This window comes from Lysinibacillus sp. JNUCC 51 (assembly GCF_015999525.1).
Taxonomy (GTDB): Bacteria; Bacillota; Bacilli; order Bacillales_A; family Planococcaceae; genus Lysinibacillus; species Lysinibacillus xylanilyticus.
This window is the reverse complement of sequence record NZ_CP065545.1, coordinates 1,207,717-1,223,885: the sequence shown is the minus strand read 5'-3', so window position 1 is coordinate 1,223,885 and position 16,169 is coordinate 1,207,717. Positions and strand designations below refer to the sequence as shown.

Genomic DNA, 16,169 nt, shown 5'->3' with positions numbered 1-16,169 from the left:
TTCATGGCAAAAACAGACAATCGACTTAAAGCAGAATTAGTAGAACAACCGCCTGAACGTAAATCAGGAGGCTTTCGTAAGTTTTTTACGTGGTTTGTAATACCTATCATGTTTGTAGCGGCAGTTCTACTTGTTGTTGCGACCCTTATGAATACGAATGTTTTTGATTTAGGGAAGAAGGCAGTTCAAAGCTTACCGTTCGTTACTTCAGAAGAACAACAAGCAAAAGATGCTGTAGTGAATAATGATTCAAAGGTTGTAAATTTACAGGCCGAAATCCAAGAAAAAGAAGCGGAAATCGTACAGCTTCAAAAAAAGATGGATACGGCAACAACTGAAAAAGAAAAGTTAACGACAGAAAATGAACAGTTAAAATTTGAAGTTGAAAAATTAAATAGGGAGCAAAGTGACGTAAAGCGTGACTTTAATGATATTTTAAAAACATTTGATAAAATGTCTCCTAAAGCAGCAGCGCCAGTTCTTATTAAAATGAGCGATACTGAAGCTCTTCGTATTTTAACAAACTTAAAACCAGATAAATTGGCTGCAATTTTAGAAAAAATGGATCCACAAGATGCAGCAAAATATACAGAAATGATGGCTAAACAATAACGAAATCTGAAAGGAGGTGAAAAAATGGATGTGGCAATGATGCAAATGATGTCTAAGACTAATATAGCGGCTACAAAACCTTCAACATCAGGAGCTTCAAATGTTAAAGAAGATGGAACGTTGAACAAAGCAAATTCGGCTACATTTGGGTCTGTTTTTGGAGAAGTTATTTCATCTTCAAATCAAACAAAACAGTCTACACAGTCAACAGATACAAAAGATAGCTCTGATTTAGAAGCAGTCTTAAATGCTGATTCTATAGAAGAAGTATTAGATGTACTAGGTATTCCACACGAAGATGGCTTGTTAATGCTTCAAATTGGTGAAGAAGGCAAAGCAGTCGCTATAGATGAAATGTTAAATCTTGATAATTTAATGGATGCATTGGGGATTGATACCGAGCAGCTTCAGGAATTAATGCAAAAGTTGCTAGGGGAGGATAAAGAAGCAAAAGATGTATGGGAGCTTTTAGCACTAGTAGATGCTCAAGCACCGATGCTTCAAACACAAATCGTAGCAGCTTTACAAGGCGAAGGACAAGTGACTCCAAAGGAAGTAGCACCATTACTTCAAGTGTTAAAGTTAGCACAATTAGTTGGGCAAAAAACAGACTTAACAGCATCACAAGAAAACTTGCTAACTGACATAAAAAGTCTTTTGACAACGCTACAAACACGAGTAGAAACGGCTCAAGTTACAACTAAAACAACCGTAACGCTTCCGTTGCAAGGTTTCCAGAAAGTAATCCAACAAGTTCAGGTTACAAAGCAGACAGAAACAAGTCCTAATGAAATGGTGACTGCTAATACAGTCCAAACAAAAGCAGACACGTTCCAAGTGACGCTGCCAGCTGCAAAACCAACACAGTCTGAGGCATTTTTGAAAGAGATGCAAGCAATCATCAATAGAGCCCAAATCTCGAATGCACAAGGTATAACACGCTTATCGTTGAAATTGTATCCTGAAAATCTAGGAACAATACGTATCGAGCTTGTACAAAATGACGGTGTCCTGACAGCTCGTCTACTAGCTTCAACAGCTCATGGACGTGAATTACTTGAAAGTCAGGCACATCAATTAAAGCAAGCCTTTGTACAGCAAAATATTCAAGTTGATCGACTTGATATTGCTCAATCATTGCAAGACGCAGATCGCCAACAACGCGACCAAAGCTTCTTCAATAATTTCTTCAAGCAACAACAGCAAGAAGAGCAGGAGCAAAAAAACGACGATGACGATGAAGGTAAATCATTTAGTGACTATTTATTAAGTGAGGAGGTGTAAATACATATGGCAGATGCAACGAAAAATATAAAACCAGTAAATACAAATGTAACAGGTGACCTTTATTATTCCAACTATAAGAAGCCAACGAAGCAAACGGGGAATAGTGATCTTGGTAAGGATGCTTTCTTAAAATTATTAATTACTCAATTACAACACCAAGATCCAACAAATCCAATGGACGACCGGGAATTCATTTCTCAAATGGCACAATTCTCTTCTTTAGAACAAATGCAAAATATGACAAAAGCGATGGAATCATTACTTGCCTCACAGCAGCAAACACAGCTTATGAATTATACATCATTTGTTGGTAAGGAAGTAAAATGGCATGAGCTAACAGATAAGCTAGATGAAAAAGGCAAACCTGTTATTAAAGAAGGAACAGGCACAATTAAATCTGTGAAGTTTGTAGAAGGTAATGCGGTGTTTGTACTAGCGGATGGTAAGGAATTAACTCCTGGTAATATTTCAGCTATTTTAGGCGGTTCGAGTGATGATGTAGTAACAGAATCAGAATCAGAATCTCCACTTGTACAAGCAAGCAAACTAATTGGTAAAAATGTTACGTATATGGACGGCGAGAAAGAATTAAAAGGACGTATCGTTTCTGTAACAAGTAAAGATGGCGTAACTCATTATGTCTTAGACAATGACAAAAAATTAACAGATAAAGATTTTACCGTAATAAGCGAATAAAGGTGGAGAAAAAAGATGGATAAGTTTTCAATACATCGTGTTCCATTGCATCCATCTATTCGCCAGACACAACCTACGCCAATAAAATCACAGCAATCGTTTAAAGCTCATTTACAGGAGGCTACCAATCAACAAGAGTTAAAAGTGAGTAAGCATGCCCATGAACGTATTATGGAGCGTAAGATAGCGATATCTGAACAAGAATGGCAGGCTGTATCGGACAAGGTATTTGAAGCACACTCAAAAGGTGTAAAACAACCATTAGTCTTGATGGATCAAGCAGCTCTAATTGTCAGTGCTAAAAACGCAACTGTCATTACAGCAATGGATCGCACGGAAGCAAAACAACAAATATTTACAAATATTGACGGCACAATAGTGCTATAAGGGCTGGACCTTTGAAAGGAAGCCTATGTGTGCTGATTGATAGAGGCACACAATATAAATGAAGGGAGAACGACATTATGTTACGTTCTATGTATTCAGGTATTTCAGGTCTTAAAAACTTCCAAACAAAGCTAGACGTTATTGGTAATAATATTGCTAACGTTAATACAGTTGGTTTTAAAAAGGGGCGTGTTAATTTTAAAGATTTAATGTCTCAAACGCAGGCAAGTGCATCAGGGTCTACTGCAACGCGTGGTGGTGTAAACCCACAACAAGTAGGTTTAGGTTCACAACTAGCTGCTATTGATACTATTCACGGTGGAGGATCCTTACAGCAAACAGGACGTGGATTAGATTTAGCTATTTCAGGTGAAGGCTTCTTTATGGTGGCTGATGCTAATGGTGAGCCAAATAAGGATGGTTTTATTGATGCAGCTGGTTTCAATAACACGTTATTTACTCGTAACGGTATTTTCTACATGGACAATAATGGCTATTTAGTAAATGCCGATGGTAAATATATGGTAGGTATTTCAGCTGGTGATGATATTGTTATCGAGAAAGATGATACAGGTATTTTAGAAGCAGATGGAAAAAAAGCATCTGGTGATAAAGGTGAAAATTTATTTGATGATACTGGGGAATTAAAACCTGCTGAAGGTGATGTAGGACCAATTCGTATCCCGCCAACAGCTAAAGAAGTACACATTAGTCAGGATGGTACGATTACTTATATAGATTTAAATGGTACTCTACAATGGGCTGGTCAATTGATTATGGCTAAATTCCCGAATGCTGGTGGTCTTGCTAAAGTAGGCGGCAATTACTATCAACAAACATCAAACTCAGGCAAAGCGTATGCACAAGTAGGTACTGTGGCGGGTATGGGTAGTGTTGAAACTGGAAAGGTAGAAATGTCTAACGTTGATCTATCTGAAGAATTTACAGAGATGATTGTTGCACAACGTGGTTTCCAAGCAAATACGCGAATTATTACAACATCAGATGAAATTCTTCAAGAGTTAGTAAACTTAAAACGCTAGTTTGAAAGATTGTAAAAAAACATAATTTTTTTTGAGGGAGGGTCGGGCCGGCTCTCGTACTAGACCCGGCCCTATTTCAATGATTGAACTAACACGTTTAAATGGCAAAGCATTTACATTGAATGCTTTATACATAGAAACGGTCGAATCTTTTCCAGATACGACCATTACATTAACGACTGGAACCAAAATCATTGTTTTACAGAGTGAAGATGAGGTGCGACAAAAGGTAACAGCCTTTTATAAAAATATACAAATACTATCAAACCCGCATCTACGAGGTGAAGAAGATGAAGAATAACAAAGTGTTAACGATGATTATCATCGTACTAGTAGCAATTATACTTATCGGTGGAATTTGCTTTGTATTGTTTACCCAATTTAATAAGCCGGCAAAGACTCTTGAGCCAACCATTGATGAAATTGTAGAAGCTTCTGTTGAAATTCCGGAAATTACAACAAATCTAGCTGATAACAAAGTTGTACGTTTGTCGTTAAAAATTCAAACAACGAATAAAGATGCGGCTGCTGAGTTAACGAAGCGTGATTTCCAAGTGAAAAACATCGTTATTCAAGAGCTTTCTGAAATGGAGCAAAAAGATTTAGAAGGTAAACAAGGTAAACAAATTTTCCAAAAAGCATTAAAAACACGATTAAATGAATTGATGCAAGAGGGAGAAGTTCAGGAAATTTATCTTACCTCCTTCATCACCACATAATAATAAAGAAACTGCTTGAAATGGAGGTGGGCAAATGGCAGGAGATGTGTTATCTCAATCAGAGATAGATGCGCTGCTTTCCGCTATATCAACTGGGGAAATGTCAGCTGATGACATGAAAAAAGAGGACGAGGGTCGCAAGGTTAAAGTGTATGACTTTAAACGAGCGCTGCGTTTCTCGAAAGATCAAATCCGAAGTTTGACCCGAATACATGAAAATTTTGCACGATTACTGACAACCTTCTTTTCTGCACAGCTTAGAAGCTATGTGCAGATTACTGTTGCATCAGTGGACCAAATACCATTTGAAGAGTTTGTACGTTCGATTCCGAATATGACACTCATTAATGTGTTTGAAGTGCCGCCATTAGATGGTAATATATTGATGGAAATAAACCCGAACATTGCCTACTCGATGTTAGATCGTTTAATGGGCGGTAGTGGGGCGAGTCATAGTAATGTTGATAACTTAACAGAAATTGAAACTAAAATTATGACAAACCTTTTTGAACGTTCATTCGACAATTTACGCGAGGCATGGGAAAATGTGGCGGAAATTGATCCGATTTTAGTAGAACTTGAGGTCAACCCTCAATTTTTACAAATGATTTCACCAAATGAAACGGTAGTCGTTATTTCCTTAAATACGATCATCGGTGAGACAAGCGGTATGATTAATATTTGTATTCCGCATGTTGTATTGGAGCCAATTGTTCCAAATCTTTCTGTTCGCTACTGGATGCAGACTAATACAAAAGAGATGTCTCCAGAGCAAACAAAAATGCTTGAAACACGTGTGAAACAAGCACAACTACCTGTTTCCGTTGAACTAGGAATTACAGACATTACCATTGAGGATTTCCTCACAATGCAAGTTGGAGATGTTATTCAATTAGAACAAAAAATTGAAGATCCACTACTGTTAAAAGTAGGGACATTACCGAAATTTACTGTTCAACCAGGAAAGCAAGGCAAAAAATTAGCAATCCAGATTATCGACCCTTTGAAAGGAGGAGACGAAGATGAGTGATGAAATGCTCTCCCAAGAAGAAATTGAAGCGTTATTAAGGGGCGAAACGTTGGAAGATAACAACAGCGGCACTGAAGCTTCTACAAATGATGAAATGAATGATTTAAAAGTAGAGGATTACCTCGATTCGTTTGCGCAAGATGCGTTAGGTGAGGTAGGAAATATATCTTTTGGTAGCTCTGCCACAGCGCTTTCAGCCTTATTAGGTCAAAAAGTAGATATTACTACCCCAAGTATTTCAATGATTAACCGAAATAAATTAGAAGAGGAATTTCCTCATCCATATGTAGCCGTACAGGTTGAATATACAATCGGGCTAACAGGTATGAATTTACTTGTTATTAAACAATCAGATGCAGCGATTATTGCTGATTTAATGTTAGGTGGAGATGGCTTAAATCCGAAACCAGATTTAGGTGAAATTCAGCTAAGTGCCGTGCAAGAAGCTATGAATCAAATGATGGGCTCAGCGGCTACTTCAATGTCGACAGTATTTAATAAAAAAGTGGATATTTCTCCACCTTCTATTGATTTAATGAATATCTCTAAAAACGAAGGAAGAGAAAATATTCCTGAAGATGATTTACTCGTAAAAGTATCCTTCAGATTAAAAATTGGTAATTTAATTGATTCGAATCTAATGCAATTATTACCGCTGAAATTTAGCCAAAACATTGTAAAATCTCTACTAGGAGAAACAGAATCAATCGAGGAACCTGTGGCTGCAACAATAGCACCTGAAGCGCCAGTAGCACCGTCGCCTGTACAACCAGAAGCGTTTATGCAACCACAAGCACCTGTAACACCACCGCCTGCGCAGCCGGTATATCAACAGCAGGCAGCGCCAGTGCAGCAACCAGTGTATCAAGAGCAACAACAGATTCCTCAAGCAACAAGACCTATGCAACCGGTCAATGTTCAACAAGCACAGTTTGCTAGTTTTGATCCAAATGTTATCTCGCAATCTGAAGCTAGAAATTTAAATATGCTACTTGATATTCCATTGCAAGTTACTGTAGAGTTAGGACGTACAAAGCGTTCTGTAAAAGAGATTTTAGAACTATCAAGTGGTTCGATTATTGAACTAGATAAACTAGCTGGTGAACCAGTTGATATTTTAGTTAATAGTCGTTTAATCGCTAAAGGTGAAGTCGTTGTTATTGATGAAAACTTCGGTGTTCGCATCACAGATGTTTTAAGTCAAGCAGAGCGTTTAAATAATTTAAGATAGTTTCAATTGGAGGAGTTAACCATGTCTAAAAGAATTTTGATTGTAGACGATGCCGCATTCATGCGCATGATGATCAAGGATATTTTATCGAAAAATGGGTTTGAAGTTGTTGGAGAAGCTGCTGATGGTTTACAGGCTGTTGAAAAGTACAACGAATTAAAGCCAGATTTAGTAACAATGGATATTACGATGCCAGAAATGGACGGTATTGCTGCTCTTAAAGCAATTAAAGGTTCAGATCCAAATGCAACAGTTATTATGTGTTCAGCAATGGGACAACAAGCTATGGTAATCGATGCAATTCAAGCTGGTGCGAAAGACTTTATTGTTAAGCCTTTCCAAGCTGATCGTGTAATTGAAGCGATTCAAAAAGCTCTAGGATGATTGAATGCAAATGTTAAAATCATTTCGTCTTACGATGATTTTCGCATTTCTTGTATCCTTCCTGTTTTTGTACCCTACAACGACTCCTGTGTATGCAGAATCTAACACAAATTTTGTAAACGACTGCATCAATAATGGAGATTGTAAAGAAGATAGTACTCCAGCTGCTAAGAAAGATTCAGATGTACAAGCGGCTGGAGACATATCTGCGTGGGAATACATAAAAATGGTTTTGGCGCTTATTTTTGTAGTAGCTTTATTTTATGGATTAATGAAGTTTTTAAATAAAAGAAATTTGAACTTTCAACGTAATCAATTAGTACAAAATTTAGGCGGTTTATCGTTAGGTGCTCAAAAGTCTGTACAACTATTACAAGTAGGGAAAACTCTCTATTTAGTTGGCGTCGGTGAGGATGTCCAACTATTACGTGAAATTACTGATCCTGATGAAGTTGCATCACTTTTAGCACTATATAATGAACGACAAGAACTTGCAGCAACATCACCGTATATTGCAGAAGTATTATCTAAGTTTAAGAGAAAAAATAATGAGCGTTCATCAACTCAGCAAAAACAAGAATCCTTTGGTGTGCTATTTGAAAAAAAGATTTCCGAAATTAAACAGGAGCGCAGTGAAGAACTGGAGAAATGGAAGCAAAAGGAGAATAAAGATAAATGAATGATGTAATCAATGTTTTTTCCAACAGCGATCCGACAAATGTCTCAACTTCTATAAAACTCCTTTTAATGTTAACAGTTTTATCATTGGCACCAAGTATTTTAATTTTGATGACATCGTTTACACGAATAGTTATAGTGTTATCGTTTGTCCGTACGGCGTTGGCGACACAGCAAATGCCACCGAACCAGGTCATTGTGGGCCTTGCCTTGTTTTTAACTTTCTTTATCATGGCCCCGACATTCCAAGAGGTCAATAAAGAGGCATTGCAGCCGTTGTTTTCTGAGGAAATTGGAATTGAAGAAGCATATGATCGTGCCAGTGTGCCGTTTAAAGAGTTTATGAGTAAGCATACAAGGCAAAAGGATCTTGATTTATTTTTAACCTACAATAAAGCAGAAAAACCAGCATCTGTAGAAGAAATTCCTCTTACAATGCTCGTACCTGCTTTTGCATTGAGTGAGATTAAAACAGCGTTCCAAATTGGCTTTATGATTTTTATTCCATTCCTAGTAATCGACATGATTGTTGCAAGTACTCTAATGTCGATGGGGATGATGATGTTACCACCGGTTATGATATCATTGCCGTTTAAGATTTTATTATTTGTACTCGTTGATGGCTGGTATCTTGTGATGAAATCATTACTACAAAGTTTTTAGGGGATGATACAGTATGACAGGTGAATTGGTTATTTCAATTGCAGAGCGTGCCATTATGATTATCCTTCTAACAAGCGGTCCGCTACTATTAGTTGCTTTAATCACTGGTTTAGCGGTAAGTATTTTTCAGGCAACAACATCGATTCAAGAGCAAACTTTAGCATTCGTTCCAAAAATCATCGCTGTATTAGCAGCCATCGTATTTTTCGGTCCTTGGATGTTATCACAAGTGACTAGCTATGCGAGAGACATTTTTGAGAATTTAACGCGTTATATAGGGTGAGTAGATGAATGAATTAATCCCGCATTTTACGGTTTTCTTATTAGTGCTTGTGCGCGTATCGGCATTTTTTGTCACTGTGCCTTTTTTCTCGTACAGAACGATTCCGCCACAGGTTAAAATAACTCTCGCGTTAGTTTTAGCTTGGATGATGTATTACACAATTGACGTCGAACCATTTGTATTTAATGGTGATTACATACTTTTAGTGATGAAAGAAGCGCTCATTGGACTGTTACTCGGTCTAGTTGCTTATATCATCATGTCGGCAATTCAAATTGCCGGAAGCTTTATTGATTTTCAAATGGGTTTTGCCATTGCCAATATTATTGACCCGCAAACAGGTGCACAAAGCCCATTAATAGGACAATTTTTTAATACGCTAGCCTTACTATTTCTACTAGCTATCAATGGACATCATATGATTCTCGATGGAATTTATTATAGTTATCAATTCTTACCGATGGATCAAGGATTTCCTAATTTCGCAAATAACAATTATGTAGAGTTTATCATCACAACATTTACGGCTGTTTTTGCGATTGCCTTTCAAATGGCTGCTCCTGTTGTAGCAACTTTATTTTTAGTCGACTTGGCACTAGGAATCACAGCGAAAACTGTACCACAATTAAATATTTTTGTTGTTGGTTTTCCTATTAAAATAGGTGTTAGTTTTCTAGTGTTATTCACAATGATGGCTGTAATGGTTCAGGTGATACAAAAGCTTATTACAATCATGATTTATGCGATGCGTGATTTAATGGCTATTTTAGGTGGTGGGTAAAATGTTGCTACTGCTGGATCTAGATTTACAGTATTTTGCGGGAGAAAAAACGGAAAAGGCGACGCCCAAAAAACGACAAGATGCTCGAAAAAAAGGTCAGGTCGTCAAAAGTCAGGATATTTCCAGTGCGATTGTTATGCTCATGGTATTTATCTTTTTATTCTTCTTTGCAGGTTCACTGCGTGACGATCTTTTAGCTTTTTTCAGGCAAACTTTTATTCATAACATACGCGTAGAAACACTAACAATTGATAGTGTAATGCGCTTATTTACAGAAACATTGGCGCAAATGGCTTTCATCATTGTTCCAATTATGGGAATTGCATTTGTCGGTGCATTGGTAGGTAACTTTCTACAGTTCGGTTTTCTATTTACATTAGAGCCGATGAAGTTTGATTTAAAAAAAATGGACCCGATAAAAGGGTTGAAAAAAATATTTTCTGTTAAAGCCATTATAGAGCTTCTAAAGTCAGTATTAAAGATTGGCTTCATCGGTGGCGTTACGACAATTATAGTTTGGATGAATTTGCCGGAAGTTTTGGCGTTATCCTTTAAAAGCCCATGGATAACTCTTATTACAGTAGGTAAGCTTGTTGGTATCATGGGGATTGCTGCTTCTCTCGTCTTACTTTGTGTATCCCTTTTAGACTGGATGTATCAAAAACATGATTACGAAAAAAATCTTAAAATGTCTAAACAAGATATTAAAGATGAATATAAAAATAGTGAGGGCGATCCGCTGATAAAATCGAAAATCAAGCAACGCCAACGCGAAATGGCGATGCGTCGAATGATGTCAGAGATACCTAACGCCGACGTTGTCATAACAAACCCAACTCACTATGCGATTGCCCTCAAATATGATGAGGGAAGTATGGATGCCCCACGCATTGTTGCCAAGGGTACAGACTTTATCGCTCAAAAAATTAAACTGATTGCGAAAGAACATGATGTGATTATGGTTGAAAACAGGCCATTAGCACGAGCAATGTACGATCAAGTAGAAATCGGTGATCAAGTACCAGAAGAGTTTTTCAAAGCAATAGCAGAAGTGCTTGCTTATGTTTATCGAATTAAGCGGAAAATTTAAAGCTTTTTGTAGGAGGGACACAAATGAAAGTTCGCGATATAGGGGTATTAGGTGCGGTTATTTTAATCGTTGCGATGCTCATCATCCCTCTTCCTCCGTGGATGTTAAGTTTCTTAATCGTCATTAATATTACATTAGGATTAATAGTACTGTTAACAGCAATGAGTATGAAGGAAGCATTAGACTTTTCTATCTTTCCCTCGGTTATTTTATTGTTAACTTTGTTCCGACTCGGACTAAGCGTATCTACAACACGTGCCATTTTAGCAAAAGGTGATGCTGGTGCTGTTGTTGAAACGTTTGGTGACTTTGTAGTCGGCGGGAATGTACTAGTTGGTTTAGTTGTATTCTTAATTCTTGTGTTAATTCAGTTTATCGTTATTACAAAAGGTGCGGAGCGTGTAGCAGAAGTAGCAGCACGTTTTACACTTGATGCGATGCCCGGTAAACAAATGAGTATTGATGCTGACTTAAATGCAGGAGTTATTTCTGAACGGGAAGCACGTGAACGACGCGATAAAGTAGCGGGTGAAGCGGACTTCTACGGAGCGATGGATGGTGCCACAAAATTCGTAAAAGGGGATGCCATTGCCTCAATGGTCATGGTTATTATCAACTTATTATTTGGTATCATCATCGGAGTTGCGCAGATGGGTCTTTCATTTGCAGATGCAGCAAACCATTTTTCTAAGTTAACAGTCGGAGATGGTATTGTCTCACAAATTCCTGCGCTACTTATTTCTACAGCGACAGGGATTGTCGTAACACGTGCATCTTCTAAGGGAAGTCTCGGTGAAGATATTACAGGGCAGCTTTTTGCTCAAGCGAAACTGCTTTATGTAGCTGGTGGAACAATACTTTTACTTGGATTTTTCACACCTATACCTATCTGGATAACACTTCCAATTGGTTGTTCACTAATTGCTGGTGCTTATATGATGGATCATAAGAAACCAGAGGATCAAGAAGAATTACTTGAAATTGAGGAAGAAGTCGCAACAGACGGCATGAAGAGCCCTGAAAACGTTGTGAATTTATTAAATGTGGACCCAATCGAGTTTGAGTTTGGCTATGGTTTAATACCATTAGTAGATGCTGCTCAAGGCGGCGATTTATTAGATCGAGTCATTATGATACGTCGACAGCTAGCATTGGAATTAGGAATTGTCATTCCGGTTGTCCGTATTCGCGATAATATTCAATTACAACCAAATGAATATCGAATTAAAATAAAGGGTAATGAAATGGCACGAGGTGAACTTCTACTTGATCATTATTTAGCAATGAGTCCAGGAGATGATGATTCCATCGATGGAATTGATACAGTTGAACCGTCATTTGGCCTACCTGCAAAATGGATTACTGAGCAAGTTAAAGAGGATGCCGAAATGTTCGGCTACACAGTGGTTGACCCACCGAGCGTTGTGTCGACTCACTTAACGGAAATGATTCGTGCAAATGCTTATGAATTACTTGGACGTCAAGAGACGAAGCAGTTAATTGATCATTTACGTGAAACACATCCAATTTTAGTCGAAGAGTTGACGCCTACACCGTTATCGACTGGGGAAATTCAAAAAGTACTGGGTAAACTCCTACGAGAAAATGTTTCAGTCCGAAACTTACCAATTATTTTTGAGACTCTAGCAGACTATGCAAAGTTAACGAGCGATACCGATATATTAACTGAATATGTACGTCAATCATTGGCACGTCAGATTACTTCTCAATACGTAGGAGACAGCTCGTCGTTAAAAGTTATAACTGTTTCGGGTAAAGTAGAGAAAATGATTGCTGATAGTATTCAACAAACTGATCACGGAAATTACTTAGCGATGGACCCACAAGATTCTCAAACTATCTTAGAAATCATTGCTGCTGAAGTAGAACGCGTTTCCTTTATGGAACAATCTGCTATTATCTTATGCTCTCCAGCAGTTCGTATGTATTTACGTCAACTAACGGAGCGTTATTTCCCGCAAATTCCAGTTCTATCATACAATGAACTTGATGCTACGGTTGAAATTCAAAGTGTTGGGATGGTGAATGTTGAATGAAACGGAAAAAATATTATGCATCCTCCATACCAGAAGCGATGAAGCTTGTGCGTGCTGAATTAGGTGAGGACGCTGTCATTTTGAATTCAAAAGTAGTAGTTACAAAAAAGTTTTTTGGAATCATTAAAAAGAAAAGCTTTGAGGTTGTTGCAGGGATTGACTCAATGGAGCCGAGTAATGTGGCTCCAGCTCCTGCAGCTTTACCTATAACAACAGCTAAAAAAGAAAATGTAAGGTTACAAGAGATTACGAATGCTGTGCAAGCTAAAATGCACCAAGTACAGCCACAGAATGATGCGCCCTTACATGAGGAAACTAGCATTTCTGAAGATTTGAGGAAGGAAATTGCAGATTTAAAATCTTTAATGCATTCTATGCATAAGAAGACTATCCAAGATCAATATCCCGATGAACTCTTACCCTTCATTGAATACTTAAGACAGCAGGAGCTTAATGAGGAGCTCATCACAACGATTGGTGATGAGCTTTTTACTCATTTCAAAGAAACGTCGGAAATCAATTTTTCTCAATGTAAGATGGTTACGAAAAATCTATTGCGCAAAGAGCTAGAGAATCTCCCGGTTGGGGGCTTATCCTATGAAAAAAAATATATTAATGTTTTAGGTCCAACAGGTGTCGGAAAGACTACGACAATAGCTAAAATGGCAGCTAGAGCAGTTTTAGAAAAAAAGAAAAAAATAGGATTTATCACGACCGATACTTACCGTATTGCCGCAATTGAGCAATTAAAAACGTATGCTGGACTGTTACAAGCTCCTGTCGAAATTGCCTATAATGCAACAGATTTTGAACAAGCAATTCATCGATTGGCTCATTTAGATTTAGTGTTTATAGATACAGCAGGTCGCAATTATAAAGAGGTAAAATATGTAGACGATTTACAGCGTCTCATAAAATTTGATAATCAAGCTGAGTCTTTCTTAGTACTTGCTTTGACAACGAAAGAAAAGGATATGGCAAACATTGTAGAGCAATTTAAGCAACTACCAATTGAAAAATTCATTTTTACAAAGATGGATGAAACAAATTCTATTGGCACAATGATTAATTTAATGATTAAATATAATAAAGGACTTGCTTACTATACGAATGGTCAAGAAGTACCAGAAGATATTGAGGAAGCTGATCTAGAAGCAGTACTAAATTTATTTTTCCAAGGTGAAGAAAAATGAGAGACCAAGCTGAAACATTACGCTTGAAAATGTTGAACCAGCAGGGAGAATTAGGTAGGGCAATTGCGATTGTAAGCGGTAAAGGTGGGGTTGGTAAAAGTAACTTCACAACGAATTTTGCAGCTACATTGGCCAATAAAGGGAAAAAAGTTGTCATCGTTGATATGGATATTGGTATGGGCAATATCAATATTTTAATTGGAAAAAGTGTTTCTTATAGTTTAAAAGATTACTTAGAAGGAAATAAGTTGCTAGATGAGGTAATATTTGAAGGGCCATACAATTTAAAGTATATTTCAGGTGGGTCTGGTATGTCTGGCGTCTTAGAATGGTCAGAGGTACTGTTTGAACGACTCATTCATGCATTTGAGCAGCTTCAAAAAAGCTTTGATTACATCTTGTTTGATATGGGAGCAGGAGCTACTAGCTGGTCTTTAGATTTACTAGCTTCTATAGATGAAATCATTGTTCTATCAACAGCAGAGCCAACTTCTATAACAGATGCATATTCAATGATGAAATATATTCATACGAGAGATGCAGACAAGCAATTTTATATACTCTGTAATCGAGCTTATAGTAAAGAAGAAGGAATGGAAACCAATGAACGACTAAAGCGTACGATGAAACGGTTTTTGGATAAAGAAGTTACGGTATTGGGCTCATTACCTGAAGATTCTGTTGTGCGTAAGGCTGTGCGTGAACAAGTGCCTTTTTCACTTGCCTATCCAGACGCACTTATTACAAAGACACTGCATCTTATAGTGGCGCGTTTTATGGAACACCGTACGGAGGAAGTCCATGCCCATGATCAGTCAGCGGGTAAATTCTTAACTAAATTAAGAAATATTTTTTCGAAAGGACGTGATTAATTGGACTTTTTACATAAAAGCAAGCTATTAGTTGTTGATGATTCTGCTTTTATGAGAAAGCTAATTAGTGACTTTTTTGTTGGCAACTCGAAGGTAGAAGTAGTTGGAACAGCACGAAATGGGAAAGATGCGATAAAAAAGATTCAATCATTGAAGCCAACAGTTGTGACAATGGATATTGAGATGCCTGAAATGAATGGGCTTGAAGCTTTAAAAGAAATTATGACTATATGTCCAGTACCTGTTGTGATGCTCTCTAGTACAACTCAACGAGGAGCAGAAAATGCCTTATCAGCAATTGAACTAGGGGCAGTAGATTTTGTCGCGAAGCCGAGCGGAACAATTTCTCTTGATTTACATAAAATCCAAACCGAACTTGTCCACAAGGTTGAACAAGCATCATTGGTATCTATTTCAAAATTAAAGAAACCTTCTGGTAGTAGAAGACAACAAGAACATACATTAATAGCGAGTACCATTAGAAAAGAATCATTTAGTGAAGGCAGGGTGACTCCTCCTGTCAATGCTTCCCCTACAAGGGCAGAATTATCAAAGCCACATGTGGAATGGAATAAAGTAGGCCGGAAAATTGTACTGATTGGGACTTCCACTGGCGGACCTAGAGCATTACAAGAAGTAATAACAAAAATCCCAAAATCAATTCAAGCACCAATTTTAATTGTCCAGCATATGCCAGCAGGATTTACAAAATCTCTAGCTACTCGTTTGGACCAATTGAGTGAGATTACCGTAAAGGAAGCTGAGCAAGGAGATATTCTCCAAAATGGAGTGGCGTATATTGCACCTGGTGGGTATCATTTAAAACTTAGAAAAGTAGGTACCTCCTTTGGCATAGTCCTTGATAATAATGAACCACCTAGATCTGGACATCGCCCTTCAGTAGATGTGATGTTTGAAGATGTGAGCCAATTTAAAGATTTTGATAAAGTGGCAGTGATTATGACAGGTATGGGCCATGATGGCACAAACGGACTAAAAGCACTAAAAAGTACTGGTAATGTGATTGCAATCGCTGAGTCAGCTGAAACTTGCATAGTGTATGGTATGCCGAAAGCAGCAGTGGAAACCCAGCTTGTCGATGAAGTAGCAGATGTAGATGATATTGCACAAACAATAATGAAATATTTGCCTTAAAGGGGTGT

19 protein-coding genes are annotated in these 16,169 nt (G+C 37.7%); all 19 read left to right on the top strand.

Annotation, left to right across the window (positions count from 1 at the left end; genetic code table 11):
• The first annotated feature begins 3 nt into the window (after positions 1–3).
• The 19 genes from JNUCC51_RS06285 (at position 4) to JNUCC51_RS06195 (ending at position 16,161) form a co-directional block, all read left to right on the top strand.
• Positions 4–612 (top strand): MotE family protein, encoded by a 609-nt coding sequence (locus JNUCC51_RS06285; RefSeq protein ID WP_337992193.1) that lies wholly within the window; start codon positions 4–6, stop codon positions 610–612.
• 24 nt (positions 613–636) lie between these two features.
• Positions 637–1,896 carry a flagellar hook-length control protein FliK gene (locus tag JNUCC51_RS06280; protein WP_337991295.1) on the top strand — a complete coding sequence of 420 codons (1,260 nt, stop codon included), beginning with the start codon at positions 637–639 and terminating at the stop codon, positions 1,894–1,896.
• A 6-nt stretch (positions 1,897–1,902) separates the two neighbouring features.
• Complete coding sequence (gene flgD / locus JNUCC51_RS06275; RefSeq protein WP_337991294.1) at positions 1,903–2,595, top strand: flagellar hook assembly protein FlgD; 693 nt, start codon at positions 1,903–1,905, stop codon at positions 2,593–2,595.
• Between the two features lie 15 nt (positions 2,596–2,610).
• A complete protein-coding gene (locus JNUCC51_RS06270) occupies positions 2,611–2,982 on the top strand; it encodes a TIGR02530 family flagellar biosynthesis protein (RefSeq protein ID WP_049668446.1) in 372 nt (123 codons plus the stop codon).
• A 77-nt stretch (positions 2,983–3,059) separates the two neighbouring features.
• Positions 3,060–4,025, top strand: a complete 966-nt coding sequence (locus JNUCC51_RS06265) for a flagellar hook-basal body complex protein (RefSeq protein ID WP_337991293.1) — start codon at positions 3,060–3,062, stop codon at positions 4,023–4,025.
• A 79-nt stretch (positions 4,026–4,104) separates the two neighbouring features.
• Entirely contained in the window at positions 4,105–4,326 is a 222-nt protein-coding gene (locus tag JNUCC51_RS06260) for a flagellar FlbD family protein (protein WP_049668748.1), read from the top strand.
• Complete coding sequence (gene fliL, locus JNUCC51_RS06255) at positions 4,316–4,744, top strand: flagellar basal body-associated protein FliL (protein WP_337991292.1); 429 nt, start codon at positions 4,316–4,318, stop codon at positions 4,742–4,744. Before JNUCC51_RS06260 ends, fliL begins: the two co-directional genes overlap by 11 nt.
• A gap of 34 nt (positions 4,745–4,778) precedes the next feature.
• Positions 4,779–5,774, top strand: a complete 996-nt coding sequence (fliM, locus tag JNUCC51_RS06250; RefSeq protein WP_049668449.1) for a flagellar motor switch protein FliM — start codon at positions 4,779–4,781, stop codon at positions 5,772–5,774.
• On the top strand, positions 5,767–7,005 hold the full coding sequence (gene fliY / locus JNUCC51_RS06245) for a flagellar motor switch phosphatase FliY (protein WP_337991291.1): 1,239 nt from the start codon (positions 5,767–5,769) through the stop codon (positions 7,003–7,005). The genes fliM and fliY overlap by 8 nt, the downstream gene beginning before the upstream one ends.
• A gap of 21 nt (positions 7,006–7,026) precedes the next feature.
• Complete coding sequence (locus tag JNUCC51_RS06240) at positions 7,027–7,389, top strand: response regulator (RefSeq protein ID WP_049668450.1); 363 nt, start codon at positions 7,027–7,029, stop codon at positions 7,387–7,389.
• 4 nt (positions 7,390–7,393) lie between these two features.
• Positions 7,394–8,068 (top strand): flagellar biosynthetic protein FliO, encoded by a 675-nt coding sequence (locus JNUCC51_RS06235; protein WP_337991290.1) that lies wholly within the window; start codon positions 7,394–7,396, stop codon positions 8,066–8,068.
• Positions 8,065–8,730, top strand: coding sequence for a flagellar type III secretion system pore protein FliP (fliP, locus tag JNUCC51_RS06230; protein WP_337991289.1), 666 nt, complete (start codon positions 8,065–8,067; stop codon positions 8,728–8,730). The genes JNUCC51_RS06235 and fliP overlap by 4 nt, the downstream gene beginning before the upstream one ends.
• Positions 8,731–8,743: 13 nt before the next feature.
• Positions 8,744–9,013 (top strand): flagellar biosynthesis protein FliQ, encoded by a 270-nt coding sequence (gene fliQ / locus JNUCC51_RS06225; RefSeq protein WP_337991288.1) that lies wholly within the window; start codon positions 8,744–8,746, stop codon positions 9,011–9,013.
• A 4-nt stretch (positions 9,014–9,017) separates the two neighbouring features.
• The gene (gene fliR, locus JNUCC51_RS06220) at positions 9,018–9,794 is read left to right on the top strand and encodes a flagellar biosynthetic protein FliR (RefSeq protein ID WP_337991287.1); all 777 of its coding nucleotides are present in this window, start codon (positions 9,018–9,020) and stop codon (positions 9,792–9,794) included.
• A 1-nt stretch (position 9,795) separates the two neighbouring features.
• Positions 9,796–10,884 (top strand): flagellar biosynthesis protein FlhB, encoded by a 1,089-nt coding sequence (gene flhB / locus JNUCC51_RS06215; RefSeq protein WP_337992192.1) that lies wholly within the window; start codon positions 9,796–9,798, stop codon positions 10,882–10,884.
• 23 nt (positions 10,885–10,907) lie between these two features.
• Positions 10,908–12,941, top strand: coding sequence for a flagellar biosynthesis protein FlhA (gene flhA / locus JNUCC51_RS06210; RefSeq protein ID WP_337991286.1), 2,034 nt, complete (start codon positions 10,908–10,910; stop codon positions 12,939–12,941).
• Positions 12,938–14,134, top strand: a complete 1,197-nt coding sequence (flhF, locus tag JNUCC51_RS06205) for a flagellar biosynthesis GTPase FlhF (protein WP_337991285.1) — start codon at positions 12,938–12,940, stop codon at positions 14,132–14,134. The genes flhA and flhF overlap by 4 nt, the downstream gene beginning before the upstream one ends.
• Positions 14,131–15,006, top strand: a complete 876-nt coding sequence (locus JNUCC51_RS06200) for a MinD/ParA family protein (protein WP_337991284.1) — start codon at positions 14,131–14,133, stop codon at positions 15,004–15,006. Before flhF ends, JNUCC51_RS06200 begins: the two co-directional genes overlap by 4 nt.
• Entirely contained in the window at positions 15,007–16,161 is a 1,155-nt protein-coding gene (locus JNUCC51_RS06195) for a protein-glutamate methylesterase/protein-glutamine glutaminase (RefSeq protein WP_337991283.1), read from the top strand.
• Positions 16,162–16,169: the final 8 nt, after the last annotated feature.